Genomic DNA, 25071 nt, shown 5'->3' on the forward strand with positions numbered 1-25071 from the left:
TTATGGCCAATCCTTTTACTCGTGGGGTTCGCAAATGCTGGCATGGCTTTGCGTTATTATTAGTGATTATTGCCGTGTGCTTAAGTATAGCACGCGGCATTTTAGCATTTGCTAGCCATTATAAAGATGATATCGCCACTTGGTTAGTCAATGATACAAATGCCACACTAAGTATCGGTAAACTGAACGCGCGAATACACAATTTTCGACCGATGTTGGTATTTGAAGACAGTAAAATAGCCATCGGCGAACAGAAAGACCTTCAATTTAGCGTTGACGCCTTAATGTTCGAGATCGATCTTTGGCAGTCTGTTGAGCAATCGCAAGTCGTGTTTAAGGATCTTGTTTTAGACGGTGTCCATTTCAAGCTAGCGATAGACCCTCATAAAACCAGCGCGAAGCGCTCAAGCCCACAAAACTATCAAGTGTTCGCTGATCTATTTTTAAGCCAGTTAGCGAGGTTTAGTGTAACTAACAGCTTAATTGAAATTAATTTTCCTGAGTATGACCTTAACTTAGACATTGCCAGTTTAGACTGGGTGAATAATGGCAATTTGCATCAAGGCGATGGCGAAATATTAATTGGACAGGATCTACAAAACGGTCAGGTTAAATTTCGTGTTGACCTTTTGGGTGATACTAACAACTTAGAGGGCTTAACCGGTAAGTTTTACGCTAAAGCCCAGCATTTAAATATGAAAGCCATGCAGCGCGCTTTTGGACGCTCTGCTGAACAATTCAATAGCGATCTCAATTTGTCTTTGTGGGCAGACTTTGGTGCAAAACGGCAACAGCGATGGCTGATGCAGTGGCAGCCGAGCGTTGTTAATTGGGGAGCGAAGCAAAATCAGCTAGTGATCAACAGTGGGCTAACTCAAGGCTTAAAAGTCGAAGATAAGTGGCGGGTTGATAAACTTCCTTGGGATATGGCTCTCAATGATACTGCGGATGCAGACTTTTCCTTACAAGGCCTCATAACTAAAGAGCAGCAAAGCTGGCAGTTGGCCGAGTTAGATTTGGCGGCTTGGTCTTCACTTTTAGCGTTAATAGACAATCAAGAAAGCAATATTGCTTGGCATAATCTGATTACCGCCGGACAGCTTAAACATCTAGATCTTGATTACTTCCATCAGTCCAAGGACTTACGTTACACCGCTTCGCTGGAGGATGTAGCAAGTCTCGGACAATCTTTTATTCCCAGCCTTGAGTACATCGATATCGAGATTGCTGGCGATAAGAGTGGTGCCGCTTTGCAACTCAATCAACAAGGTAAGTTTGGTCTAGCCGCACAGTTTGATGAAATCTTGGATATTGAGTTATTTGATTCTGAGATTACGCTTAGCTTTGCAGCCCCCGGCTTGAGTATAAAAAGCCAATATACCCACTTAATAACCCCTGAATTAGACTTTGCAGGCCAGTGGTCACTCGTGTGGCCTGAGCAAGGGGCATGGCCAGTATTAAGCCTGATGGCAAATGCGGAAATTAAAGATGCAGGCAAAGCGTATTACTATTATCCAAAGGTGATGCCGGAGGGGGTGTTTGATTACCTGAAGGGCGCTTTATTGGCCGGCATTGCTGAGCAGAGCCAAGTGCTGTGGTACGGTCAATTGAATCATTATCCCTACCAACAACACAATGGTATTTTTCAAGCTTTTGTACCTTTAAATAATGCCCGCTTTAAATTTGATCCCGGCTGGCCAAGCTTAAATGAGCTGCAGTTAGACCTGTTATTTCAAAATGATGGTTTGTTTATGGAAAGCCAACGCGCTCGGCTTGGTGAGGTTCCTGCACAACGGATAACGGCTAGTATTCCGAAGTTTTATAGTGGTTCTGAGTTATATATTACCGGTAATGTGGCGGGCTCGGCAGAAGCTGTCAGCGAGTACTTGTTGCAGTCCCCTATAACCGCGCTTAGCGATAGCTTAGCTCAGCTACCTTTAAGCAGCGGTGATGTTTCGGGGGAGGTTTACTTGAACATCCCTTTGCACGCAGGCACTACAGTTGAGGTGAATGGCCACGTAGATTTTCAAGATAACAACTTGGGTATCATTCCTACTGGCATGAATTTAACCCAGCTTAATGGCCGCTTGTACTTCCAGAATGAACAGCTGCGTACGAATAATTTAAACGCGATGTGGCGAGGCTTGCCCCTTAAGGTAAAATTTACCACTCAGGCTGACGCTGAAAATTACCTGCTTGATTTTGATCTAGCGGGACGGTGGCCAATGACCACTGCGGAACGATCCTTTGGGATTCCTCTAAATGAATACAGCTCTGGCAAACTTGACTGGCAAGGTGATCTACTCATTTCGTTAAAGCCCGAAGGTGCCTTTGATTATAGCGGTGATTTTCGATCTGAATTATTGGGGCTTGCGCTGAAATTTCCTGAGCCCTTAGATAAACTCAGTGAACAGAGTTGGCCGACCGCATTAAGTCTCAGCGGTAATCAGGATGGCGGTGATTATCTTTTAGAGGCGAATCAGCTCATTTCCGCGCAAGCAAAAATCAGTTTTGAAGAACAGCAGGCAAGGCTTAAACATGCCTTACTTAATCTTGGGCCAAGCAATAATTTATTGTGGCAAGGAGAGGGGCTTGCCATGTCCTTCGATTTTCCAGAATTAGAGTTAGAACCCTGGATGAAATGGGCCAAACAACAAATCAAGTACAGCCCTAAGAAACCGGAAACTGATTATACCAATGTTAGTTTAGTCATCCCTGAGTTAATGTTTGTGCGTGGAGCGGTGCAACAGGCAAAATTTATGGGTCAACCTTTAGACAATTTTGATGTGGCTTATTTACCACGCAGTAAGACTCAAGTGCAAATTGAATCGGATCAGTTACTGGCTAGCGTTTCGGCGCCTGAACAGCCCACAGTCGAACAACCGGTTAAAATTATTATAGAAAAAGCCCAGCTGGATGAGATTGAGTTTAGCTTATTTGAAGAGCAAACCGATCAAGTTATTGTTCAGCTTGAGCAGCAAGAGCAGTTAGATTCGTTACTAAAAGTGTTGCCGCCTTTATCTTTGGCCTGTAACGATTGTCAGCTAGGGGATTACCGCATCGGTAATATGAAACTTGATTTACCGATTGAAGATCAAACCATGGACAATGGTCGACTATGGGTAGATTGGGGGCATAGCTCGTTAACGGCTGCGTTGTTTTGGAAACAAGCCGATGGTCATGATATGGCTGGTTTAGCTGGGTCTTTTAGCAGCAACAGTTTAGAAAAAGTAATTGAAGATATGGGGCATGACAGTCCCTTAAAAGGAACCGCTGGCCGCTTTACCTTTGACGTCAGTTGGCAAGATGCCTTATATCGTCCAGAGATGGCCTCTTTAGATGGCAGCATTAAGGTTAAAACGGATAAAGGGGTAGTGACAGAAATGAGTGATAAAGGCACCCGTTTATTGACCTTGGCTAGCCTCGATACGATCCGTCGCCGTTTAACCTTAGACTTTAGTGATGTATTTGAGAAGGGGCTACACTTTGACTCTGTTGAGGCAAGCATAGCCTTTGATAAGGGGTTAGCCAATAATCAGGATTTCTACCTTGATGGTGTCGCGGGCTCGATGCGCGGTAAAGGAGAAGTGGATTTTAGAGATGGCCAAATTGATTATTTGGTAAGCTATTCACCTAAAGTGACCTCTAGTTTGCCTGTATTGGCGGCTTTTTTAGTGACACCTGCCACTGGTGTGGCTGTGCTCGCCTTATCTAAATTGCTCGAGCCCGTTGTTGAAGTAGTTACACAAATTGATTTTGCGCTTAAGGGGAATATTGGCGAGCCACAACTTATCGAACTTGAACGGGTTAAGAAAGAAATAAAAGTACCGGATGAATTTCGTACCAGAGAAGGGTCAAAATAGTGAATTTAATCGCCTTGCAAATGAATTCTGGTAGTGTGATTGAAGACAATTTACGCCAAGCCGACACTTTACTGGCTCTCGCTAAGCCCCAGCCAGGAGATATCGTCTTATTGCCCGAGAACTTTTCAATTTATGCCGGTGATGGCGCTTACCTTCGTGTCGCGGAAACTTTAGGTGATGGGCCTATTCAACAGTGGTTAGCCACTCAAGCAAAACGTTGGCAGGTTTATTTGATCGCTGGCAGTGTACCTATTCAAGGGCCAGACGCAGTGCGCTGCTATACGTGTTCTTTAGCTTTTTCACCTAATGGGCGGTTAATTCAACATTACAATAAATTGCATTTGTTTGATGTAGATGTGAATGACAATGTTGGTGCCTATCGGGAATCTGACAGTTTTATCGCTGGCGAGCAACTCGCGTGGTTTGATATCGGTAATATTCGGGTAGGCATGGCGATATGTTTTGATTTACGTTTTCCTTACTTATTTCAGCTGCTGCGCCAACAGGGCTGTGATATTGTATTATTACCCGCAGCATTTACAGCACTCACAGGGGAAGCGCATTGGCAACCTCTGTTACAGGCTAGAGCCATCGAAAATCAGCTTTACCTCGTCGCCGCAAATCAAGCTGGAACGCATTATAAGCAACGCCAAACTTGGGGACACTCAATGATTGTTGACCCTTGGGGGCGTTGTTTGGATGTTCAAGAAAACGGAATTGCCGCATCTAAAGCAGAATTTAATCTGCAGATGCTTAAGCAAGTGAGGGACCGCATGCCGGTGCCCATGCATGGACAATTACATTTAGGGTGGAGAGAATAATTACTATGTCGTTTGAAAAAGTCAGTCAGTCCTTGCTAATGCCAAGTGGTATTGGCGAGCAAGAGTTAAGCTTGGCGCTGGCTGAAGTCGCAAAACATCAGATAGATTATGCGGATCTCTATTTTCAGCATAGTAGACATGAATCCTGGGTGTTGGAAGATGGCATCGTTAAAGAAGGTAGCTTTAACATTGAGCAAGGTGTTGGCGTAAGAGCCATTTTAGGGGAGCAAACTGGTTTTGCTTATTCTGATGTAATAAACACCCATGCTTTAATGCAAACTTGTCAGGCCGCTCGGGGAATTAGTCCGGTGCAGGCAAAATCGTCACTAGCCCCTTTTAAGCAAGTCAGCGCCGAACAATTTTATCAGGCTGACAACCCATTGCTTAGTTTATCTAATCAGCAAAAAATTGCCTTACTTGAGCGTGCTGATAAATACGCTCGTAGTTTAGATAGTGCGGTCACTCAAGTGATAGTAAGCCTAAGTGGTGTTTATGAAGAGGTACTGGTTGCGGCCACTGATGGTACCTTAGCTGCAGATATTAGACCGTTGATTCGTTTTAATTGTAGTGTGCTGGTTGAGCGTAACCAACGGCGTGAACGCGGTTCAGCTGGTGGTGGTGGGCGTTGTAACTACAGTTATTTTTTAGAAGAACTTAACGGCAAAGAAAGAGCCATGACCTTTGTTGATGAGGCGGTACGTCAAGCCTTAGTCAACTTGGAGGCGGTAGACGCTCCTGCAGGTTTAATGCCGGTAGTTCTTGGTGCTGGCTGGCCGGGTGTATTGTTACATGAAGCGGTAGGTCATGGACTTGAGGGTGACTTTAACCGTAAAGGTTCTTCGGCATTTTCGGGGTGTATTGGCCAACAAGTGGCGTCTGAGCTATGTACTATTGTAGATGATGGCACTATAGGTAATAGACGCGGCTCTGTGAGTATTGATGACGAAGGCACTCCCGGGCAATACAATGTATTGATCGAAAAAGGCATCCTTAAAGGGTACATGCAAGATAAGCATAATGCTCAGTTGATGAATACCCGCTCTACCGGTAATGGTCGGCGCGAGTCATATGCTCACCTGCCGCTTCCTAGAATGACTAATACCTACATGTTGGCGGGTAAAAGCGAGCCTGAAGAGTTAATTGCTTCGGTTAAAAAGGGTATTTATGCCCCTAATTTTGGTGGGGGACAGGTCGACATCACTTCAGGCAAGTTTGTGTTCTCTGCCTCTGAAGCCTATTTAATTGAAGACGGTAAACTAAGCACCCCGATTAAGGGCGCCACATTGATTGGTAGTGGCCCAGAAGCGATGCAGCAGATATCTATGGTGGGTAATGATTTAGCCTTAGATAAAGGTGTTGGCGTCTGTGGTAAAGAAGGACAAAGCGTACCCGTTGGGGTGGGGCAGCCTAGCCTTAAGCTTGACCAGCTTACCGTAGGTGGAACCGCCTAATAGAAAAAAGGGCCTAGGCCCTTTTTTTAACTGTGTTGCTTGAGATATTTAATGATTTCTTGATGCGCTTTACCGGGCTCAAGTTCTTTTTTTGCTTGGCGTACTAGTTGACGGAGCTTTTGGCGTTCAAGATTTGGCGAGCGCTCAACTAAGTCGTTGATCGCTTCATCTCCCTCTTTAATCAATCGCTCACATTGTTTCTCTAACGCCAATTGGGCTTGAGCATGGTAAATGTGCTTGTTATGGATCTTATCCAAGCCATCATTTATCTGTTCCATGTTCTCAGTACGCAATACTTTACCAATGTAATTCATATGGCGGCGTGAGGCTTCCCGTTTGTCTTTTAAACGCTTAGCTAAGGCTATCGCTTCTCTAAGTGTTGGGCTCATGCTTATGCTGTCAAGTTGAGGGTTGGTTAAACCAACCAATTCCACACCTAGTTTTTTGAGCTTATCGGCTTCACGTTTGATCTCGGACTTACTAATCCAATCATCTTCATCTTCATGCGGTGGGTTATTTTTCATTTTTCTGTTCTCGTAGCACTTTTTTTGCGTATCTTACCAGTTCTTGCTTATGGTCGCTCTATGAGTTTTGTTATGCTAGGGCTAATCAAGGAAATGAAGAATCAAAATGAGCCCAGAAAAACAAGTTAGCCAAGAATTGAGCCAATTAAAACAGGCTGTTGAGTTTGCTATAGACCAAGCTAAACAACTTGGAGCCGATGAATCTGAAGTTTCGATTTCTAAACAAACCGGTATTTGTGTAGCTACGCGTGACCAACAAGTCGAAACCTTGGAATTTAATCACGATGGTGCATTAGGTATTGCGGTGTATTCGGCTAATTGTAAAGGCAGTGCTTCCACCTCTGACTTGAGTCCAGACGCGATCAAAAATGCGGTTAAAGCGGCTTATGATATCTCGCGTTATACGTCAGCGGATAAAGCTGCTGGCATAGCCGATAAGCAATTGCTGGCTAAAGATATCCCTGATTTATCCTTGTTCCACCCTCATCCTTTAGAGCCCGATCGTTTTATTGAGATTGCTAACCGCTGTGAAGAGCTCGCCTTGCGCAACCCGCAAATTAAATCCAGTGATGGTGCCAATATCAATAGTCACTATGGCGTAAAAGTCTACGGTAACAGCCATGGCTTTGTCGAAGGCTACCCAACCAGCCGCCATAGCCTAAGCTGTATGCTCATTGCCGGCGATAAAGACATGCAACGTGATTATGCCTACAGCGTGGCGCGTGATTTTGCTGATCTCGATAGTGTCGAACAAATCGCCGCTAAAGCGACTGAAAAAACCTTGGCGCGCTTAGGTAGCAGGAAGATTTCAACCTGTGAGGTGCCGGTGGTGTTTGACCAAGATGTCGCAGCGGGTTTGTTTGGTCATTTGGTAGGGGCAATTAGTGGCGGAAACCTCTATCGTCGTTCCTCGTTTTTATTAGATAGCTTGGGCAAAAAACTATTCCCAGATTGGTTGTCAATTTATGAAGACCCATTTATCAAAAAAGGGCTGTCTAGTACGCCTTTTGATAGTGAAGGTGTGGCACCTTCGGCGAAGCATATCATTGCTGATGGCGCCTTAGAGACCTATTTATTAACCAGCTACTCTGCGCGTAAATTGGGCATGCAAAGTACCGGTCATGCGGGCGGTATTCATAATTGGTTAGTAAAAAACAGCGGCGTGAGTCGTGCTGAGTTATTAAAAGAAATGGGAACCGGCTTATTAGTCACAGAGCTGATGGGCCAGGGGGTTAATACCGTGACCGGCGATTACTCGCGAGGCGCTGCTGGATTTTGGGTAGAGAATGGTGAAATTGCTTTTCCGGTACAAGAAATAACCGTGGCCAGCACCCTACCTGAGATGTTTGCCAATATTGTCGCCATTGCTGACGACTTTGATAAAGAGAGTACTATTCAGACTGGCTCAGTATTAATTTCTGCTATGAAAATAGCGGGTAGTTAAGTGTATAGCTTAAGGCTAGGGGAGTTCTCCTAGCCTAATACCAGTGTAGCCATACCTAAAAATGAAAATAAACCCACTACGTCAGTAATCGTAGTGAGAGCCATACCGCCGGCTAGAGCCGGATCTATGTTAAATTTTTTCATCAATAAGGGAATCGTTACTCCAGCTAAACCCGCTAGCGACATGTTGATAAACATCGCGCCGGCAATAATCACTCCTAAGGTCCAATCGCCCTTCCATAGGGTAACCACTACCGATATAACCAGCGCCCAAATCATGCCGTTTAGCATGCCAATCGCGGCTTCTTTACCAATCAGCCAACGCGAGTTTCCCTCGCCAATATGTCCGACGGCTAGCCCTCTGATGACCAGGGCGAGGGTTTGATTACCGGCGATCCCTCCCATACTGGGTACAATGGTCATCAAAATAGCTAAGGTGGCTAATTGTTCGAGGGTGGATTCGAACATATTACTGATTGATGCGGCGACTAAAGCGGCGCATAAATTAACGGCAAGCCAAACGGTACGTCGCTGAGTACTTTTTATCACTGGGGCAAAAGTATCTTCATCATCATCCATACCTGCCATGCTCATCATGGTGCGCTCGGTATTTTCACGAATAATATCAACCACATCATCAATAGTTATTCGACCCAGTAGTTGCCCTTTTTCATCAACTACCGGGGCTGAAATCCAGTCATGGCGTTCAAATAAAACGGCGACATCTGACTCATCCATTGCCACTGGGATAGTTTCGGCATTACTGTCCATCACTTCGCGAACACTGACATTTGGATTTACCGTCAGTAGAGTAGAAAGGGGAATATCACCTAGCAGTAAATCGTGTTCGTTTACCACATATAAGGTATCAGTGGTTTCTGGTAGTTCGCCACGCAATCGTAAATAGCGTAGTACCACGTCAATACTGACATCAGCCCTTAGGGTGATGGTGTCGGTATTCATAATGCTCCCCGCGGTATCCTCGGGGTAGGCGAGTGCTGCTTCTACACGGTGCCTATCTTGGCCATCCATCTGTTGCAGTACTTCTTGATAAACACTATCTGGAAGGCTTCTTAAGACATAAGCAATGTCATCTGTATCCATTCCTTCAGCGGCGGCGGCGAGGGTTTCTGGAGCCATTAGCTGAAGCACCCCCTCCATCACCTCTTCGTTTAGCTCTTCGAGGATATCGCCGTGTTGCTCAGGGTCGGTGAGTTGCCATAGTACTTTACGTCCTGCGGGTGGGCTGGACTCGAGTAATAAAGCCACATCACATGGGGGCATTTGATGAAGTGTGCGCCTAACGTGCACAAACATACCGCTATCTAGAGCCTGGTTTAGCTCCTGTAATCGTTTGTGCTGGTTAGGGTTTAACTCCATCTCTTCTGGCATAAGTGTTCCCTACTGTGATGAGTAGCAAGCTTTGCAGCGTGCTTAGTGTGCGGCTATTTATGCCTTAACTTATTCTTCGTCGAAATTGGCTTCAATCAAACCTTGAATAGCATTCATCGCGGCGGCGGCATCTTTTCCTTCCGAGATAATTGTCAAAGTATTACCCTGCGCACTGGCTAATACGAGCAAGCCCATTACGCTGGCAGCTGACGCCGTTTTCTCTCCGTCTATAATACTTACCTCAGCCTCAAACTGCTGAGCGAGTTCTACAAGCTTAGTCGCAGGGCGAGCGTGTAAGCCGAGTTTGTTTTTTACGATGACTTGTCTAGTGAGCTTCAAGCTTATGTTCCAAAGTGCGATGACGACGTTGTACTTTACGTTTACTACAAAAGTTTGCGGCAAGCTGCTCTGCTACGTAAACGCTACGATGTTGGCCACCAGTACAGCCGATGGCGATGGTTAGGTATGCTCGATTATTAGCTTCTAAGTGGGGCAACCAAGAATTTAACAGATCGGTGATCTGCTGAATGTATTCTCCGACTAAGGCTTGGCTAGACAGATAGTCCTGAACGGGTTTATCTAAACCATTTAGGGGGCGAAGCTCTTCTTGCCAGTGCGGGTTAGGCAAAAAACGCGCGTCAAACATGTAATCCGCATCACTGGGTACGCCATTTTTAAAACCAAAGGACTCAAACACTAAAATTAGTTGTTGTTGTTGATCACCCGTCACTCTCGAGCGGATCAGGCCGCTAAGTTCATGCACCGACAAGCGAGAGGTATCGATACGTAAGTCAGCATTGCGTGAAATAGGGGCTAATAGCTCTGTTTCTGCCTCAATAGCTTCGGCTAACGACAAGTTGTTTTGGCTGAGCGGGTGAACTCTGCGGGTTTCACTGTAACGACGAATTAGCGCTTCGTCTTTAGCGTCGAGAAAGAGGCTGAGGAGCTTTACGTCAGGGCCAATCGAACGAATCAATTGCCCAATCGGTGAGGGCTCATCGGGCAGGTTACGAATATCGATACTAATCGCCACTTTAGGATAACTACTTAAGTTATCTATTAAGGGTTGCCAGAGTAAAACGGGTAGATTATCTACACAGTAATAGCCTAAATCTTCTAATACCCTTAAGGCGACCGTTTTGCCAGAGCCTGAACGTCCGCTAACGATAATCAATTCCATGATAACCTCTAACTACAATTAGAGTATTAGGCTACCATGATGTCGTACAATTCGTCATCACTTTGTGCGTTACGAAGTTGTTTACATACTAATTTATCGTTGAGTTTCTCAGCCACTTGAGAAAGGGTATTAAGGTGTTGTTTACATTGGTCTTCTGGAACCAACAGCGCAAACACAAGATCAACCGGTTTATTATCAATAGCATCGAAGGAAATAGCAGGGTCACAGCGTAAAAAAACCGCTGTAGCTTGGTGCTGATTGTCGATTCTGCCGTGAGGAATAGCGATACCTTGGCCAATTCCGGTGCTGCCCATTTTTTCCCTGTTTAACAGGCTTTCAAAAATAGTTTGAGCACTGGTATCAAGTTGTTTAGCGACGAGTTCACTTATCAGTTCCAATGCGCGCTTCTTAGAGGAACATTGGACTGTACTAAGCGTACAGTCCAAATTTAGTACTTTATTTATTTGCATTACTTTGGCTAATGTCTGTTTAATTTTTCTTTGTGTTTAATAACTTGGCGGTCAAGTTTATCAATGAGGCTATCAATGGCGGCATACATATCAGAGTGCTCTGCAGTGGCAAACAGCTCTCCGCCATTAAGGTGCAAGGTAGCTTCGGCAATTTGATTGAGCTTTTCTACGTTGAGGATGACGTGAACATTGTTGATTTGTTCAAAACGTCGTTGCAGTTTGGCAAACTTAGTGTGGACATATTCTTTTAGTGATTCAGTAATTTCTACGTGGTGTCCAGTAAGATTAATTTGCATATATCTTGTCCCCTTTTGTGGCCGTTATATAAGGCTTTTACGTTGGTTAGAAGGTGGAATCGCTAAAGACTCACGATATTTTGCTATCGTGCGCCTCGCCACCTTGATCCCCTGATCTGCCAAAATGTCAGCTATCTTGCTATCACTGAGTGGTTTGTTGGTATTTTCGGCAGCAACCAGTTTCTTAATGAGTGCGCGAATCGCGGTAGATGAGCATTCCCCACCTCCGTCTGTAGCCACGTGGCTAGAGAAAAAATACTTTAATTCGAAAATTCCGCGGGGAGTATGCATAAATTTTTGGGTTGTCACCCGAGAAATGGTCGATTCATGCATTTCTACTGCTTCAGCCACATCGTTCAACACCATTGGTTTCATTGCTTCAGCACCATATTCAAAAAATGCTTGTTGGTGGTGAACGATACAGTTGGATACTTTTAATAAGGTTTCGTTACGGCTCTCAATACTTTTTATGAACCATTTTGCCTCTTGTAGGTGGCTGCGAATGAATTGAGTATCGGTAGCATTTGACGTTTTGCTCAAAGACGCATAGTGAGAATTGACACGTAGTTTAGGCATGGCATCCGGGTTTAATTCTACTACCCAGCGGCCCTGGCGTTTTATAACGGATACGTCGGGAATAACATACTGCGCTTGATTCGGTTCTACCGCATTGCCGGGGCGTGGCTCAAGGGTGTGGATTAAGCGCATTACTTCGCGTAGCTGTTCTTCTTTGAGTTTGGTTTTGCGAGCTAATAAACGAAAATCGCGGTTGGCCAATACGTCGATATGATTTGATACGACCTCTCTGGCTTCTTTCAACCAAGGTGTTTCTTCAGCAAAACGACTTAATTGAATCATTAAACACTCTTGTAAGGAGCGAGCAGCAATGCCGACGGGGTCAAAATGTTGAATACGTTTTAGCACCGCTTCTACTTCGTCTAATTCTACATCTAGTGCGTTATTATCACTGGAGCGTAAGCCTTCAAGTAGTTGGTCACAGTCTTGAGTGAGGTAACCTGAGTTATCAACCGCATCAATAATCGCTAATGCGATGGCTTGATCTACTTCACTAAAGGGAGTTAAACGCATTTGCCACAATAGATGGTCTTGTAAGGAGTCGACGGTTTCGCCTTGAAACAACATGTCGTTGTCTTCGCCGCCACTAGCAGAGCCTGAACTCGCAGGGCCTGAACTGGCGCTATATATATCATCCCATGTTGAATCAACGGGTAGGTCTTCAGCAACCGTGTCTTGGGAAATGGCATCACCGGCTTCAATTTGGCTAGAGTCAACTTCAGGCTGGCTGTTTTCCGCCTCATCACTTCTTTCATTGGCCGACTTTTCAACTGAGTCACTGTCGCTTGGCTGCGACTCATCCGCCTCAAGAAGTGGGTTACTTTCCAGTGCCTCTTGAATCTCTTGCTGTAAATCCAGCGTTGATAGCTGAAGTAAGCGTATGGCCTGTTGTAACTGAGGTGTCATGGTTAATTGCTGACCAAGACGCAACTGCAAAGATGCTTTCATTAATTACCGCTGTTCCTTCTTCTTATTATATTTTTCTAGATACACTTTAACTATAGCTTGAATTGCTCGCCGAGATAAACTCGTTTCACATGTTCATTTTCAAGTATCTCTTTGGGCTTCCCTGAGGCTATCAATTCGCCTTGGCTAACGATATAGGCATGTTCACAAACATCGAGGGTTTCTCTCACATTGTGATCGGTAATCAGTACTCCAAGGCCTCTATCGCGCAGGTGTTCGATAATTTTTTTTATATCAATCACTGAAATAGGATCTACTCCAGCGAAGGGTTCGTCAAGCAAAATAAACTTTGGTGCAGCTGCCAAGGCTCGTGCTATTTCTACTCGGCGACGTTCTCCACCCGACAAACTCATACCCAAATTTTTGCGAATATGGCCAATATGGAACTCTTCTAATAAGTCGTCAAGCGCTCCATTTTGTTGCTCTTTATCAAGGTCTTTACGTGTTTCGAGAACCGCGAGAATATTCTTTTCTACAGATAAACGACGAAAAATCGATGCTTCTTGTGGTAAGTAACCAATGCCTTTACGGGCTCGAGTATGCATCGCCGTGCTAGACAGGTCATCGTCATCAATTAGTATGCGGCCTTGGTCGCGAGGTACTAAGCCAACAACCATATAAAAAGTAGTGGTTTTACCCGCACCATTTGGGCCGAGTAAGCCGACGATTTTACCCGTTTCAACGTGTAAGCTTACATTCTTGACAACCTTGCGACCTTTATAGCTTTTCGCTAGGTTTTCAGCAATTAGGGTACTCATTCTTGCGGTTTACTCTTCGGTGAAATCTCTTCAAGTTGTTTCGGCAGAAATATGGTAGTGACACGACTATTTTCATCGCCTTGGGCTACCATTTCTTGCTTATCGATGCTGTATTTGATCATTTGCCCTTTCACTAAGCTCTCTTCTTGTTTTAACTGAGCATTTTGCGTGAGGGTCAGTGTTTGGGTTTTAAGATCATAGCGAACCTCGTTCGCTTCCGCCTCGATAGGTTTACCGCTATCTAGCAGTTGATAAAAAGTAGCCGGTTCGCCCTTGGCGATCATGACTTCGCTGCCTTTGTCTTCACTGCCGATCACGCTTAATTCTGCAGCATGCATTTTAATCGAGCCCTGAGTGACGATCACATTGCTGTAAAACGTGACTCGGTTTTCTTTAATATTGACCTGTTGGCGGTCGGCATCAACAATAATCTGCTTATTGAAGTCGTCTTCAAGTGCTTGAACTCCCCAAGACAGAAATAACAAACTGGCCAATAGGCCTAATTTACTCTTGTGGGTTATGGTAAACCGCTTCGATATCATCTAATAAAGTCACTATTTCGTTGGCTAAATCACCATCCATGCCAACACCATACAATTCGTATGAGGGGCCATAAACGGTAACAGGTTGATCGCTGCTCATGGTTTCACTTTGCAGATCGATTTCCAATCTTTCGGTAATAAGGTCGCGAACATACTCGCCACGACTCAAATTTTTGATCACTACATTGTCATTTAAGGTGACAGTTTGCTGCTGCAGTACTGTAGCGTGATCGGCTACAATTTGCCATATGGGTTGTGCTGGGTCTGGGTAAACCAAAATTTTCGGTTTAGAGAAGGTGGTATGTTTTAGTTGCTCAAAAAACTCCATCTGTTCAGCGTAGATGCGATAACGTGGCGCACCATCTTCACCAAAGCTAATGCTGTATAGCTGCTCGGCAACAAAATTAGGTTTACTGGCTTCTCGCTTGGCGGCTACTTGCTCGTCCTCTGAGGGGCTGAGTTGCCAAAGCACGATGGCAACAACAAATAGCAGTCCGAAAAACCAAGTAGGCTTGTTCATACACTCATGCCTTGGGCATTCTCTAGCTGACCTTTTGCCTGCAAAATTAGATCACAAAGCTCACGAACTGCGCCATATCCGCCCGGTGTCACGGTAATATAGTCGGCCGCTTGCTTGCACAAAGGGTGAGCATCTTGAACTGCCACGCCTAAGGCGCATGCGAGCATCACTGGAGTATCAACCACGTCGTCGCCGATATAGGCAACTTCGTTAGCACTTATCTTTAGTTGCTCAAGCATTTGCTGATAAGCCACCATCTTGTCTTGCTGGCCTTGGTAAATATGGCGAATACCTAGCGCTTGCATACGCTGCTCGACAATTTTGGATTGGCGGCCTGTGATAATGGCAATCTCAACCCCAATATTGAGTAAGGCTTTTATGCCAAAACCGTCGTGAGTATGAAAAGCTTTTAGCTCTTCACCGTCATTGCCCATATAAATTCTGCCATCTGAAAATACCCCATCAACATCGCAAATTAGCAAGGTTATGGTTTTGGCGCGGTCAAAATTTTGTTGGCTCACTGAACCGTAAGGTGTGGTTTCGCTCACTAATAAACTCCTGCCTGTAATAAAGTATGCATGTTAAATGCACCCACTACTTTTTGTTGTTTAAGCACGAACAAGCCATTAATAGAGGTTTGTTTCATTAATTTTAGTGCATCAAATGCCAACCAATCACTTTCAATGACTTTGGGGTTGTGGGTCATGACTTGACCAATTTGCGTGTCGTGAATATCAACCCGTTGATCTAAGATACGGCGCAAGTCCCCGTCGGTGAAAATACCGACTAAGTGTTGCTGTTGGTCAACCACGCCTACCATACCTAAGCCTTTCGCGGTGATCTCAAATAAGGCTTCGCGAATAGTTTGTTCGACTGTCACTGAGGGAATTTGTTCCCCTCTTAGCATTAAGTCGCTGACACTGAGCAATAATTTTTTACCAAGAGTGCCCCCTGGGTGAGACAAGGCGAAATCTTCTGCAGTAAAGCCTCTGGCTTCTAACAAGGCTACCGCCAATGCATCGCCCATTACTAAGGTTGCGGTGGAACTAGCTGTGGGGGCTAAGCCTAGCGGGCAAGCTTCACGAGGCACCGAGATACATAGGTGGAAGTTGGCAAGTTTTGCCATTGTTGACTGCGGGTTACTGGTCATGGCAATGGAGCGAACACCAATACGATTAAAGACGGGATAAAGTGCCAATATCTCTGCTGATTCGCCAGAGTTAGATAGCGCTATAACAATATCGTCAGCCGAAATCATTCCTAAGTCGCCGTGGCACGCTTCTCCAGGATGAACAAAAAAGGCTGGGGTGCCAGTAGACGCTAACGTCGCGGCTATCTTATTGGCAATATGTCCAGATTTTCCCATGCCCGTCAAAATCACTTTTCCCTTACAAGCTAAAATGAGCTCACAAGCTTGGCTAAAATCCTGTTCAAGGTACTGGTGAAGGTTTTGAATACCCAAAATTTCTATATCAAGAACTTGTTTAGCTGAAGCAATATAATCAAATGACACGCCATTCCCCTATAAGTAAGGCTTAAGTGATAAAAAAGGTAGGGTTTACCCTAAGAATAATAGCATTTGGTAGCCTATGAAGCCGCTACACAATAAGCCGCCTTCCCAGCGTGATATACGGCGACTTTTGCCAAACCCCATGGCCATGATAAATAACACTACGGTTACGCCCATCATCACGTAGAAGTCTCGGCCAGCAGCGTGAGCATCTACTTCACCAGGCGCTAGCATCGCGGGTACTGCCAACACGGCTAAAATGTTAAACAAGTTAGAACCAATGATATTGCCAAGAACGAGGTCGTCTTCTTTCTTCATGACACCTGCAATACAGGCTGCCAGTTCAGGCAGGCTAGTACCTACAGCGATAATCGTTAAGCCGATTACCAGATCGCTCATACCAAAATAACGGGCAATTTCTGAAGCCGAATTAACTAAAAGATCAGCGCTGAGCGGCAGTAATACCATACCGACAATTAACCACATTAGGGCTTTTTTGGTTGGCACGTCACTGGGCACTTCCGATTCAGCTTCCTCAATTATAGGGTCTACTTTGGCGCCTTTGCGTTGGCGCAGTGCAGAGATAATCAAAAAAGCCATCATTGCGATAAAGAAGCCCAGTAGCACGGTACCTTCTGCATAACCTAAATATAGGTCATTGAGTACCCACCCCGCGATGGCGGTAGCGGCTAATACCAGCGGCAACTCTCTGAATAAAATAGAGGACGACACCATGAGTGGTTTTAATAAGGCGGTAATTCCTAATACTAACGTAATGTTGGTAATATTAGAGCCGATAACATTACCCACCGCTGTATTCATCTTGCCTTCAAGAGCCGCTGTCGCCGACACCATTATCTCCGGCGCAGACGAGCCTAAAGCAACAATGGTAAGGCCAATGATCATTGGTGGTAGGCCAAAGTTATTGGCAATGGCTGCAGCGCCAAAAACAAAACGGTCGGCACTCCATACCAAGATAACGAGGCCAACAATCAATAATAAAAATTCAATAAGCATGTGCTTCCTTTGCGCGATAATTACGACGAAACAGACAAAACCGTGGCATTGTCGGCATTTTCCTAGCAAATTGGAAGAGTTTAACCTTGAGTGTCACCAATTATCTCAATAATATGTCCCCCTTAGCCGATCAAGATTGCTCACGGAGTGGCGGATAGTTTGATTGAAGTAAAACAACTGGCCTTTCAGCGCGGCGACAAAGTTATCTTTGATGGCTTAAACTTGCGTATCCAAGCCGGCAAAATCACCGCCATCATGGGGCCTAGTGGTATAGGTAAAACAACCCTGCTCAAGCTTATTGGCGGGCAGCTGCAACCTAGCGCAGGCGAAGTGTTAATTGACAATCAAAATGTCCATCAACTTAGTCGCGGTGGATTGTTCAAATTACGTAAACGGATCGGCATGCTATTTCAAAGTGGCGCGTTATTTAGCGATCTGACGGTGTTTGAAAATGTCGCTTTTCCGTTACGCGAGCACACTCAGTTACCAGAAGCTGTATTGCGTAATTTGGTGTTGATGAAGCTGCAAACCGTGGGTTTGCGTGGTACAGCGCAATTGATGCCTAGTGACTTATCTGGAGGCATGGCTCGACGGGTTGCTTTGGCTCGGGCGATAGCCTTAGAACCGGAAATTATCCTCTATGATGAACCCTTTGTTGGCCAAGACCCTATTTCGATGGGGGTGCTGATCAACTTAATTAAAGGCCTAAATCAAAGCTTAAACCTTACCTCAGTAATTGTATCTCATGATGTTAACGAAGTATTAAGCATCGCCGACTATGTGTTTATCGTAGATGGCCATCGTGTGCTAGCCGAGGGTAGCGTAGAGCAAATCGCAGCCAACCCTAATCCTCGTTTAGCTCAATTCTTAAAGGGACAAGCGGATGGGCCCGTGGCATTTCACTATCCCGCCGAAGACTATGCTCAAGCGCTAAGGCATCATAATGATTGAACTGATTGCTTTGTTAGGCCGAAATACTCTATTGCGCTTGTCGGCAATTGGCCGAGCTAGCTTAATGCTGTGGCATGCTTTGGTCGCTTGGCCAAGCAAACAGTTGCTGAAAGATACGATTCGTCAAACTTATGTGGTTGGCGTTCAATCATTACCGATAATTTTAGTTTCTGGTTTATTCATCGGCATGGTTTTAGCCCTGCAGGGCTATCATATACTGGTCGATTTCGGGGCTGAAACTAGCCTTGGCCCCATGGTGGCTTTGTCTCTACTCAGAGAGCTGGGACCGGTAGTTACAGCATTGTTATTTGCTGGCAGGGCTGGGTCAGCGCTAACGGCTGAAATTGGCTTGATGAAAACTACAGAACAACTGTCTAGCATGGAAATGATGGCGGTTGACCCTCTTAAAAGGGTTATTGCTCCTCGCTTATGGGCAGGGTTTATCGCTATGCCACTATTAACCTTGATGTTTAATTTAGTGGGGATATGGGGAGGCTTTCTGGTTGGGGTTGAATGGCTAGGGGTTGATAACGGTAGTTTCTGGTCGATTACCGCGGCATCCATTGAATTTGGCCAGGATATCGGCAATGGCATGATTAAGAGTGCTGTTTTTGCCATTACCGTGGTCTGGGTCGCTTTGTTTAATGGCTATGATGCGGTACCTAGCGCACAAGGCATTAGTCAAGCCACTACCCGCAGCGTAGTACATGCCTCCTTATTGGTATTGGCTTTAGATTTTATATTAACCGCATTGATGTTCGGCAATTAGGTTTAGGGATTAACATGAAAGTAAATAAAATAGAATTGTCGGTAGGGCTGTTTGTATTGTTGGGCATTGTGGCCTTATTGGTATTGTCGTTGAAAATTGCTGATAGTCAGTTTGGAAACAATACTGATAGTTATACCTTGTATGCCAAGTTCGACAATATCGGCGGTTTAAAAGCGCGTTCTCCAGTCAAAGTGGGCGGAGTAGTTGTAGGAAGGGTTGAAGCGATTAACCTTGATGTTGAGGATTACATGCCGAAGGTCACTTTAAGCATGAATCGAAAATACGGGTATTACCCAGAAACCAGTTCATTATCGATTCTTACTGCTGGCTTATTAGGAGAGCAATACATTGGGCTTACTCCTGGATTTGTCATGGAAGATATTGAAAATTTGAACGATGGTGACCTGATCGAAGATACAAAATCTGCGTTAGTACTAGAAGAGTTGATAGGACAATTTCTATTTTCAGTAACGGAGAAATGATGATGCGAGCAATAAGTGGTGTATTGGTCGGCTTACTCGGTTTATTTGTCGTGGCAGTAGCCGTGGCCGACGAAACTACTGAGATAAACCAAAATCCCTATCGCTTAATGAGCTATGTTGCTGAGCAAACATTCAGTCGCTTAGCCAAAGTAGACAGAGACGCTGAAGACGCGGCGAGCCAGATTGAAGATGTGGTTCGTCAGCAATTAATGCCACATATTGACTATCGTTATGCCGCCTTTGTTGTGCTGGGTAAACAAATCAAAAAAACCAATAAACAACAACGCGCACGATTTGTCGATGCTTTTCAAGAGTATTTAGTAAGCACTTATACTCAAGCTTTGAGTCAGTACAAACAGCAAGAAGTTACTATAGAGCCTGTAAAGTCGATTGAAGGCAGAACGAAAATTGGCGTAAAGGCGCAGTTTATTGATGGAGAACGCCCGCCCATCAAGTTGGAGTTTAAGTTTAGAAAGCTGAAAAATGAAGACCGTTGGCTGGCTTATGATCTCGTTGCCGAGGGCGTCAGTTTGCTATCGACTAAGCAATCCGAATTCGATAGTTTGATTCGCGCCAACGGAATAGATGGGGTTATTACTCTACTAGAAGAAAAAAACATTAGCCTTGCCGAGAGCAATTCATGAGTCAGACCATTCAATTTGACCAGCAAACTTTACGACTCAATGGTGATTGGACGGCGGTTCAAGTCGCCGCCAATTGGGAGCAGTTAAGTACTTGTGAAGCCGATTGCCTCGACCTAGTAAATTTAAAGCGGATTGACTCTGCAGGAATAGCCGCTATCATCACCGCCTTAAAACCTGAACCTAGCAATCCTTTAGCGATTAAGCATTGCACGGATCAAGCCAAGCAATTGTTTAAGCTCTATGAGCTTGAGCCCTTGCTGACATTTGAAGAATAAAGCACTTTGCCGGAGCGTAATCATGCAACCAGAACAAATTGAACAATTATTAATGCAAGCGCTTGAGCTAGAGCATGTGCAAGTAACGGGCGAAGGTAATCACTTTCAGGTTGTTGCTGTTGGTGCAATGTTTACGGATCTGTCGCGCGTTAAGAAACAGCAAGCGGTATATGCACCATTAAAAGAATACATTGCGAGTAATGAAATTCACGCTTTAGGGATCAAGGCTTTCACTCCTGATGAATGGCAAAAACAACAAAAATTTGGCCAACTGTAGTAGGAGTTGTTGTGGATAAGTTTAGAATTGAAGGCGGCTGTCGTCTAGAAGGCGAAGTGGTGATCTCTGGAGCGAAAAATGCGGCCCTGCCGATCTTATTCGCGACTTTGTTATGTGAAGAACAGGTCACCCTGCATAACGTGCCTCAACTAAGAGATATTGGTACTACTTGCAAAATGTTGGAGCATCTAGGCCGAGAAGTTGAAGTAAACGGTGAAACGGTGATCGTTAAAGCGGGTAAAGCCAATGACTTTGTTGCCCCTTACGAGCTAGTAAAAACCATGCGTGCGTCTATCATGGCGCTTGGTCCCTTGGTTGCTCGCTACGGCGAAGCCGACGTATCGTTACCTGGTGGTTGTGCCATTGGCGCACGACCTGTAAACCTACACATTCATGGTTTAGAGTTGATGCAAGCCAATATGAGTGTGGAAGATGGTTATGTTAAAGCCCGCGTAGACGGACGCCTTAAAGGCGCGCGTATCTTTATGGATATGGTCAGCGTAACCGGCACCGAAAACTTAATGATGGCGGCAGCCTTAGCTGAAGGTGAAACCATCATTGAAAATGCTGCCCGTGAACCTGAAGTGGTCGATTTAGCCGACTTCCTAAATACCTTGGGCGCAGATATTCAAGGAGCTGGTAGTGATACTATCGTCATCAAGGGTGTAGAAAACTTACACAGTGGCGAATATAGTGTTTTACCAGACCGCATTGAAACGGGCACTTATCTGGTCGGCGCTGCGGCAACGGGTGGTAAAGTGCGTTGTACTCATACTGACCCTAAGCTCATGGAGTCGGTATTGTCTAAACTTGAAGAAGCTGGCGCCAAGGTGAATACGGGTGTCGACTGGATTGAAGTAGACATGCAAGGTTGCCAACTAAAAGCGGTGAATGTTAAAACGGCACCGCATCCAGCTTTCCCTACTGATATGCAGGCCCAGTTCACGGTATTAAACATCGTGGCAGAAGGCACTGGGCACGTAACAGAGACGATTTTTGAAAACCGTTTTATGCATGTGCCTGAATTGATGCGTATGGGCGCAGAAATAGAACTAGAGGGCAATACAGCCATTTGTAAGCATTCAGAGCACTTAACTGGTGCACAGGTAATGGCAACGGATTTAAGAGCCTCTGCCAGCTTGGTGATTGCAGCTTTAGTCGCTGAGGGTGAAACCGTGGTAGACCGGATTTACCATATCGACCGAGGCTATCAAAACATTGAAACTAAATTTGCTCAGCTAGGCGCAAAAATCACTCGCTTTAACGACCACTCGTAGGTCGAGTGGGTAATTTTAGTTCGGTAACGGTAACGGGTAGCTGAAGTAGCTGCCCGTTTCTATATAAACTCACCATTATTTCACTGCCTGGACGCGTTTCTGCAACAATATCCATGGCTTCCTTAATCGATGAAATTTCTTCCCCTGCAATGCTTACCAATATGTCGTTAGCTTTAATCCCAGCTTTGCCGGCTGGCCCATTTGGATCCAAGCCACTGACGATCACACCATGGGTTTCGTTCAATTTAAGCCGAGAAGCCAAGATAGGGGTAATTTTTTGTCCGTCTAACCCCAAGTAACCCCGAACGATGGTTCCATCCTTGATTAAACTCAGCATAATTTTCTTGGCTAATACAAAAGGGATAGCGAAACTAATGCCATAGGTATCAGTGGCATCATTTAGATGATAGGCCGAGGTATTGATTCCGACTAACTCACCGCGAGTATTGACTAAAGCCCCCCCTGAGTTTCCGCGATTAATCGCCGCGTCGGTTTGTAGAAAATCTTGTCGCCCTGTCGAACTCATGCCACTACGCCCAGCGGCACTAATAATCCCTTGGGTAATGGTTTGGCCAACGTTATAAGGGTTACCGATAGCCAGAACCACGTCACCGACTTGAGTGCTTAGTTGGTCATTTTGTGGAATCACTGGTAGATCAGGTGAGCTATCGATTTTGAGTACCGCTAAATCAGTGATCATGTCTCCACCGACTAATTCAGCATTAAAGATACGACCATCTTGTAAAGCGATAACGATTTGGTCTGAGTTGGCAATAACGTGCAGGTTAGTCAGCACAAAGCCTTGATTGGACATGATCACCCCAGAACCCAAGCCCTGAGATTCTAATTGGGTATCTACGTTAACATAGGATTGTAGAAAGCTGCGGGTATAGATGTTTACTACGGCAGGAGCTGCCCGCCTTGACGCTTGCGCATAGCTAACCAGAGGCGTCTCAGTATAGTCGTCTAATAGTTGCTTACTGTTTTCCCTAAATTCGGGGAAAGCAAATAATATCCCAATTGCCATCGCTAAACCGAAGATAGCGGGCTTGAGTAAATACTTGATTATAGATAACAATTATTCTTCTCCAGCTAGGCTATCAGCATAACACGGGCATTCTGGAGACAAAAGAAAAGGCGACTATATAAGTCGCCTTTGTGGTTCAAAACCTCGTTTACTGAATAATGCGGTAGAGGTTTTCGTCGCCGCGTTGAATATTGACAGCTAAAACGCGGGGTTTGGTTTCTAGCAGCTCACGTAAATCGGCGATGCTAGCAATTCTCACTTTGTTGATACCAATAATGATGTCACCCTCTTCGAAACCATTATTTGCCGCTTTCGAGTTTCGTTGAACCTTGTTGACAATTACGCCGGCTAGTTCAGCGCCTTTGGCTGTTGAGCTCAAGCTTGCCCCCTCTAACGCTGGGTGCATTACCTTGGCATTAATATTTTGCTCTTCTGCTTGCTGTAAGGTCACCTTAAAGCTGATTGGTTTGCCATCTCGAATGGCGCCCAACTTAATGGTTTTACCTGCCCCCATGGTGCCTATTTTGGCGCGTAATTCAGCAAAGCTCTTCACCGGCTTATCATCAACCGAGACAATAATATCACCCGGTTTTATGCCTGCTTGATCGGCTGCCGATTTTTGCATGACTTGATTAACAAACGCGCCGTGTTGTGAGTCGGTGCCGAAGGCTTTAGCTAAATCGCTATTTAGTTCGCCACCTGTCACGCCCAATACGCCGCGGCGTACTTCACCAAACTCGATAATTTGCTCGGCTAAGTTGCGCACCATGTTGCTAGGAATCGCAAAACCAATACCAATATTACCGCCATTTGGCGCAATGATAGCGGTGTTGATGCCGATGAGTTCCCCGTTCAAATTGATCAAGGCACCGCCAGAGTTTCCGCTGTTAATCGCCGCATCAGTTTGAATGAAGTTTTCTAAGTTCTCGATATTTAAACCGCTACGGCCTAAGGCGCTGACAATGCCTGACGTCACTGTTTGGCCTAGGCCAAATGGGTTACCAATGGCAATCGCGAAGTCGCCTACACGTAAGTTATCTGAGTCTGATAGTTTGATATCAACCAAGTCTTCGGCTTCTATTTGTAATAAGGCGATGTCGGTATGGCGGTCACTTCCTAGTACTTCAGCTTCAAACGTTCGGCCATCTTTTAGAGTTACCACTATCTCATCGGCTTCATGAATCACGTGATAGTTAGTGATGACGTAGCCTTTGTTAGCGTCAACTACCACCCCAGAACCTAAACCTTGGAAAGGTCTTTCCTGAGAGGAGCCATCGGGTGCGCCTTCTTGGCCGAAAAAGTACTTAAATAATTCTGGTATTTGTTGTTGTGACACTTTGGTTCCTGCCACTGAAATATTCACCACCGCAGGAGTAGCTCGTTCAAGTACTGGTGCCAATGTAGGCAAATCTTCGCCAGCGACAGACATTGGTAGTGCGGCATGGGCCTGAAAGGTGTTAATGCCAAGGAAAAATGAAAACAACAAAATAACAAATTTGTTAGCAGAAATGCTCATTTAGATACCCTCAATAAACAAATATCAATATAAAAACAGGATCTTAAAGACCCTGTTTAGGTAAAATAGTTCAATGATTTAGCTAGCTTTACGCTGGGCTTCGGTAAATAAACCAGAAGGTTCGTTAGAGTAGTCCTTTGGCTGGGCATCTTTAGATTCAACCGTTTCGTCTAACTCTAGTTTCTCTTGGTAGTCAGCAAACAGCTGAGGCTGAGCGGTGTCATCACTGATTAGAGATTTCGATTGGCTAGCCATATGCTCATAAATACCTTGGTACTGCTTGGCCATATCTTCGAGTAATTGTGCGCTGGTGGCAAAGTGCTCTTGAACTTGTTCTTTGTAGCTATCTAATTCGGCTTTGTTTTGTTGTAACTCTTGCTTCATATTTGCATCGCTGCCAACTGGCTTTGATGCCATGCGGCTAAGAAAAAAGCCAATGGCGACACCAATAAGAAGAAAAATCATACTGCTAATTGCGCTCATATTAATCCTTTGTTGGTCTTGATGAACTTTCAATATACTTG

27 protein-coding genes are annotated in these 25071 nt (G+C 45.0%); 11 read left to right on the forward strand and 16 right to left on the reverse strand.

Features of this window, described 5'->3' with window-relative positions:
• Positions 1 to 2 precede the first annotated feature (2 nt).
• The 3 genes from ACVFI8_RS14085 to tldD are packed head-to-tail and all read left to right on the forward strand — an operon-like array spanning position 3 to position 6135.
• A complete protein-coding gene (locus ACVFI8_RS14085) occupies positions 3 to 3863 on the forward strand; it encodes a YhdP family protein (RefSeq protein ID WP_457871689.1) in 3861 nt (1286 codons plus the stop codon).
• Entirely contained in the window at positions 3863 to 4684 is an 822-nt protein-coding gene (locus ACVFI8_RS14090; protein ID WP_248712935.1) for a carbon-nitrogen hydrolase family protein, read from the forward strand. The genes ACVFI8_RS14085 and ACVFI8_RS14090 overlap by 1 nt, the downstream gene beginning before the upstream one ends.
• Before the next feature lie 5 nt (positions 4685 to 4689).
• Complete coding sequence (gene tldD / locus ACVFI8_RS14095; protein ID WP_248712934.1) at positions 4690 to 6135, forward strand: metalloprotease TldD; 1446 nt, start codon at positions 4690 to 4692, stop codon at positions 6133 to 6135.
• Positions 6136 to 6161: 26 nt separating this feature from the next.
• Here tldD and yjgA read toward each other — a convergent pair whose 3' ends face one another.
• The gene (yjgA, locus tag ACVFI8_RS14100) at positions 6162 to 6659 is read right to left on the reverse strand and encodes a ribosome biogenesis factor YjgA (RefSeq protein ID WP_248712933.1); all 498 of its coding nucleotides are present in this window, start codon (positions 6657 to 6659) and stop codon (positions 6162 to 6164) included.
• Positions 6660 to 6765: 106 nt separating this feature from the next.
• Here yjgA and pmbA point away from each other — a divergent pair, with 106 nt between their 5' ends.
• Entirely contained in the window at positions 6766 to 8103 is a 1338-nt protein-coding gene (gene pmbA / locus ACVFI8_RS14105) for a metalloprotease PmbA (protein ID WP_248712932.1), read from the forward strand.
• A gap of 29 nt (positions 8104 to 8132) precedes the next feature.
• On the opposite strand, the gene mgtE is transcribed toward pmbA, so the two are convergent.
• From mgtE to ACVFI8_RS14165, 12 genes are all read right to left on the reverse strand, one after another.
• Complete coding sequence (gene mgtE / locus ACVFI8_RS14110) at positions 8133 to 9494, reverse strand: magnesium transporter (protein ID WP_248712931.1); 1362 nt, start codon at positions 9492 to 9494, stop codon at positions 8133 to 8135.
• A 69-nt stretch (positions 9495 to 9563) separates the two neighbouring features.
• Positions 9564 to 9833, reverse strand: coding sequence for an HPr family phosphocarrier protein (locus tag ACVFI8_RS14115; RefSeq protein ID WP_248712930.1), 270 nt, complete (start codon positions 9831 to 9833; stop codon positions 9564 to 9566).
• Positions 9820 to 10674, reverse strand: coding sequence for an RNase adapter RapZ (gene rapZ, locus ACVFI8_RS14120; RefSeq protein ID WP_248712929.1), 855 nt, complete (start codon positions 10672 to 10674; stop codon positions 9820 to 9822). Before rapZ ends, ACVFI8_RS14115 begins: the two co-directional genes overlap by 14 nt.
• A 26-nt stretch (positions 10675 to 10700) precedes the next feature.
• Positions 10701 to 11144, reverse strand: coding sequence for a PTS IIA-like nitrogen regulatory protein PtsN (gene ptsN / locus ACVFI8_RS14125; protein ID WP_248712928.1), 444 nt, complete (start codon positions 11142 to 11144; stop codon positions 10701 to 10703).
• An 8-nt stretch (positions 11145 to 11152) separates the two neighbouring features.
• Entirely contained in the window at positions 11153 to 11440 is a 288-nt protein-coding gene (hpf, locus tag ACVFI8_RS14130; protein ID WP_248712927.1) for a ribosome hibernation promoting factor, read from the reverse strand.
• Positions 11441 to 11464: 24 nt separating this feature from the next.
• Positions 11465 to 12964, reverse strand: a complete 1500-nt coding sequence (locus tag ACVFI8_RS14135; RefSeq protein WP_248712926.1) for an RNA polymerase factor sigma-54 — start codon at positions 12962 to 12964, stop codon at positions 11465 to 11467.
• 50 nt (positions 12965 to 13014) lie between these two features.
• Positions 13015 to 13740: an LPS export ABC transporter ATP-binding protein gene (gene lptB / locus ACVFI8_RS14140; RefSeq protein WP_248712925.1), complete on the reverse strand. Its 726-nt coding sequence runs from the start codon at positions 13738 to 13740 to the stop codon at positions 13015 to 13017.
• Positions 13737 to 14234, reverse strand: a complete 498-nt coding sequence (gene lptA / locus ACVFI8_RS14145) for a lipopolysaccharide transport periplasmic protein LptA (RefSeq protein ID WP_248712924.1) — start codon at positions 14232 to 14234, stop codon at positions 13737 to 13739. Before lptA ends, lptB begins: the two co-directional genes overlap by 4 nt.
• A 10-nt stretch (positions 14235 to 14244) precedes the next feature.
• The gene (lptC, locus tag ACVFI8_RS14150; RefSeq protein WP_248712923.1) at positions 14245 to 14802 is read right to left on the reverse strand and encodes an LPS export ABC transporter periplasmic protein LptC; all 558 of its coding nucleotides are present in this window, start codon (positions 14800 to 14802) and stop codon (positions 14245 to 14247) included.
• Positions 14799 to 15350 (reverse strand): 3-deoxy-manno-octulosonate-8-phosphatase KdsC, encoded by a 552-nt coding sequence (gene kdsC, locus ACVFI8_RS14155; protein WP_248712922.1) that lies wholly within the window; start codon positions 15348 to 15350, stop codon positions 14799 to 14801. The genes lptC and kdsC overlap by 4 nt, the downstream gene beginning before the upstream one ends.
• On the reverse strand, positions 15350 to 16315 hold the full coding sequence (locus ACVFI8_RS14160) for a KpsF/GutQ family sugar-phosphate isomerase (RefSeq protein ID WP_248712921.1): 966 nt from the start codon (positions 16313 to 16315) through the stop codon (positions 15350 to 15352). Before ACVFI8_RS14160 ends, kdsC begins: the two co-directional genes overlap by 1 nt.
• A 45-nt stretch (positions 16316 to 16360) precedes the next feature.
• Positions 16361 to 17329 carry a calcium/sodium antiporter gene (locus ACVFI8_RS14165; protein WP_248712920.1) on the reverse strand — a complete coding sequence of 323 codons (969 nt, stop codon included), beginning with the start codon at positions 17327 to 17329 and terminating at the stop codon, positions 16361 to 16363.
• Between the two features lie 147 nt (positions 17330 to 17476).
• Here ACVFI8_RS14165 and ACVFI8_RS14170 point away from each other — a divergent pair, with 147 nt between their 5' ends.
• From ACVFI8_RS14170 to murA, 7 genes are read left to right on the forward strand one after another with little or no spacing between them, the layout of a single operon-like run.
• The gene (locus tag ACVFI8_RS14170) at positions 17477 to 18280 is read left to right on the forward strand and encodes an ATP-binding cassette domain-containing protein (RefSeq protein WP_457871690.1); all 804 of its coding nucleotides are present in this window, start codon (positions 17477 to 17479) and stop codon (positions 18278 to 18280) included.
• Positions 18273 to 19049 (forward strand): lipid asymmetry maintenance ABC transporter permease subunit MlaE, encoded by a 777-nt coding sequence (gene mlaE / locus ACVFI8_RS14175; protein ID WP_457871691.1) that lies wholly within the window; start codon positions 18273 to 18275, stop codon positions 19047 to 19049. Before ACVFI8_RS14170 ends, mlaE begins: the two co-directional genes overlap by 8 nt.
• Before the next feature lie 14 nt (positions 19050 to 19063).
• Positions 19064 to 19531 carry an outer membrane lipid asymmetry maintenance protein MlaD gene (gene mlaD, locus ACVFI8_RS14180; protein ID WP_457871692.1) on the forward strand — a complete coding sequence of 156 codons (468 nt, stop codon included), beginning with the start codon at positions 19064 to 19066 and terminating at the stop codon, positions 19529 to 19531.
• A complete protein-coding gene (locus ACVFI8_RS14185; RefSeq protein ID WP_248712916.1) occupies positions 19528 to 20175 on the forward strand; it encodes an MlaC/ttg2D family ABC transporter substrate-binding protein in 648 nt (215 codons plus the stop codon). The genes mlaD and ACVFI8_RS14185 overlap by 4 nt, the downstream gene beginning before the upstream one ends.
• Entirely contained in the window at positions 20172 to 20450 is a 279-nt protein-coding gene (locus tag ACVFI8_RS14190) for an STAS domain-containing protein (protein ID WP_457871693.1), read from the forward strand. Before ACVFI8_RS14185 ends, ACVFI8_RS14190 begins: the two co-directional genes overlap by 4 nt.
• A gap of 22 nt (positions 20451 to 20472) precedes the next feature.
• Positions 20473 to 20727, forward strand: coding sequence for a BolA family protein (locus tag ACVFI8_RS14195; protein WP_248712914.1), 255 nt, complete (start codon positions 20473 to 20475; stop codon positions 20725 to 20727).
• Between the two features lie 11 nt (positions 20728 to 20738).
• Positions 20739 to 22004 (forward strand): UDP-N-acetylglucosamine 1-carboxyvinyltransferase, encoded by a 1266-nt coding sequence (gene murA, locus ACVFI8_RS14200; protein WP_457871694.1) that lies wholly within the window; start codon positions 20739 to 20741, stop codon positions 22002 to 22004.
• Here murA and degS read toward each other — a convergent pair.
• From degS to ACVFI8_RS14215, 3 genes are all read right to left on the reverse strand, one after another.
• Positions 21988 to 23082 (reverse strand): outer membrane-stress sensor serine endopeptidase DegS, encoded by a 1095-nt coding sequence (degS, locus tag ACVFI8_RS14205; RefSeq protein ID WP_457871695.1) that lies wholly within the window; start codon positions 23080 to 23082, stop codon positions 21988 to 21990. The two genes, murA and degS, sit on opposite strands and share 17 nt — an antisense overlap.
• Positions 23083 to 23179: 97 nt before the next feature.
• Positions 23180 to 24547: a Do family serine endopeptidase gene (locus ACVFI8_RS14210; protein ID WP_248712911.1), complete on the reverse strand. Its 1368-nt coding sequence runs from the start codon at positions 24545 to 24547 to the stop codon at positions 23180 to 23182.
• 78 nt (positions 24548 to 24625) lie between these two features.
• Positions 24626 to 25030: a Z-ring associated ZapG family protein gene (locus tag ACVFI8_RS14215; protein ID WP_248712910.1), complete on the reverse strand. Its 405-nt coding sequence runs from the start codon at positions 25028 to 25030 to the stop codon at positions 24626 to 24628.
• Positions 25031 to 25071: the final 41 nt, after the last annotated feature.

Source organism: Agarivorans sp. MS3-6 (genome assembly GCF_054112545.1).

What these genes read in the sequence shown, in the direction of transcription:
- ACVFI8_RS14085 (WP_457871689.1), top strand. Translation starts at nt 3, where the DNA reads ATGGCCAATCCTTTTACTCGTGGGGTTCGCAAATGCTGGCATGGCTTT.
- tldD (WP_248712934.1), top strand. Translation starts at nt 4,690, where the DNA reads ATGTCGTTTGAAAAAGTCAGTCAGTCCTTGCTAATGCCAAGTGGTATT.
- yjgA (WP_248712933.1), bottom strand. Translation starts at nt 6,659, where the DNA reads ATGAAAAATAACCCACCGCATGAAGATGAAGATGATTGGATTAGTAAG.
- pmbA (WP_248712932.1), top strand. Translation starts at nt 6,766, where the DNA reads ATGAGCCCAGAAAAACAAGTTAGCCAAGAATTGAGCCAATTAAAACAG.
- mgtE (WP_248712931.1), bottom strand. Translation starts at nt 9,494, where the DNA reads ATGCCAGAAGAGATGGAGTTAAACCCTAACCAGCACAAACGATTACAG.
- rapZ (WP_248712929.1), bottom strand. Translation starts at nt 10,674, where the DNA reads ATGGAATTGATTATCGTTAGCGGACGTTCAGGCTCTGGCAAAACGGTC.
- ptsN (WP_248712928.1), bottom strand. Translation starts at nt 11,144, where the DNA reads ATGCAAATAAATAAAGTACTAAATTTGGACTGTACGCTTAGTACAGTC.
- hpf (WP_248712927.1), bottom strand. Translation starts at nt 11,440, where the DNA reads ATGCAAATTAATCTTACTGGACACCACGTAGAAATTACTGAATCACTA.
- ACVFI8_RS14135 (WP_248712926.1), bottom strand. Translation starts at nt 12,964, where the DNA reads ATGAAAGCATCTTTGCAGTTGCGTCTTGGTCAGCAATTAACCATGACA.
- lptB (WP_248712925.1), bottom strand. Translation starts at nt 13,740, where the DNA reads ATGAGTACCCTAATTGCTGAAAACCTAGCGAAAAGCTATAAAGGTCGC.
- lptC (WP_248712923.1), bottom strand. Translation starts at nt 14,802, where the DNA reads ATGAACAAGCCTACTTGGTTTTTCGGACTGCTATTTGTTGTTGCCATC.
- ACVFI8_RS14165 (WP_248712920.1), bottom strand. Translation starts at nt 17,329, where the DNA reads ATGCTTATTGAATTTTTATTATTGATTGTTGGCCTCGTTATCTTGGTA.
- mlaE (WP_457871691.1), top strand. Translation starts at nt 18,273, where the DNA reads ATGATTGAACTGATTGCTTTGTTAGGCCGAAATACTCTATTGCGCTTG.
- mlaD (WP_457871692.1), top strand. Translation starts at nt 19,064, where the DNA reads ATGAAAGTAAATAAAATAGAATTGTCGGTAGGGCTGTTTGTATTGTTG.
- ACVFI8_RS14185 (WP_248712916.1), top strand. Translation starts at nt 19,528, where the DNA reads ATGATGATGCGAGCAATAAGTGGTGTATTGGTCGGCTTACTCGGTTTA.
- ACVFI8_RS14190 (WP_457871693.1), top strand. Translation starts at nt 20,172, where the DNA reads ATGAGTCAGACCATTCAATTTGACCAGCAAACTTTACGACTCAATGGT.
- ACVFI8_RS14195 (WP_248712914.1), top strand. Translation starts at nt 20,473, where the DNA reads ATGCAACCAGAACAAATTGAACAATTATTAATGCAAGCGCTTGAGCTA.
- ACVFI8_RS14210 (WP_248712911.1), bottom strand. Translation starts at nt 24,547, where the DNA reads ATGAGCATTTCTGCTAACAAATTTGTTATTTTGTTGTTTTCATTTTTC.
- ACVFI8_RS14215 (WP_248712910.1), bottom strand. Translation starts at nt 25,030, where the DNA reads ATGAGCGCAATTAGCAGTATGATTTTTCTTCTTATTGGTGTCGCCATT.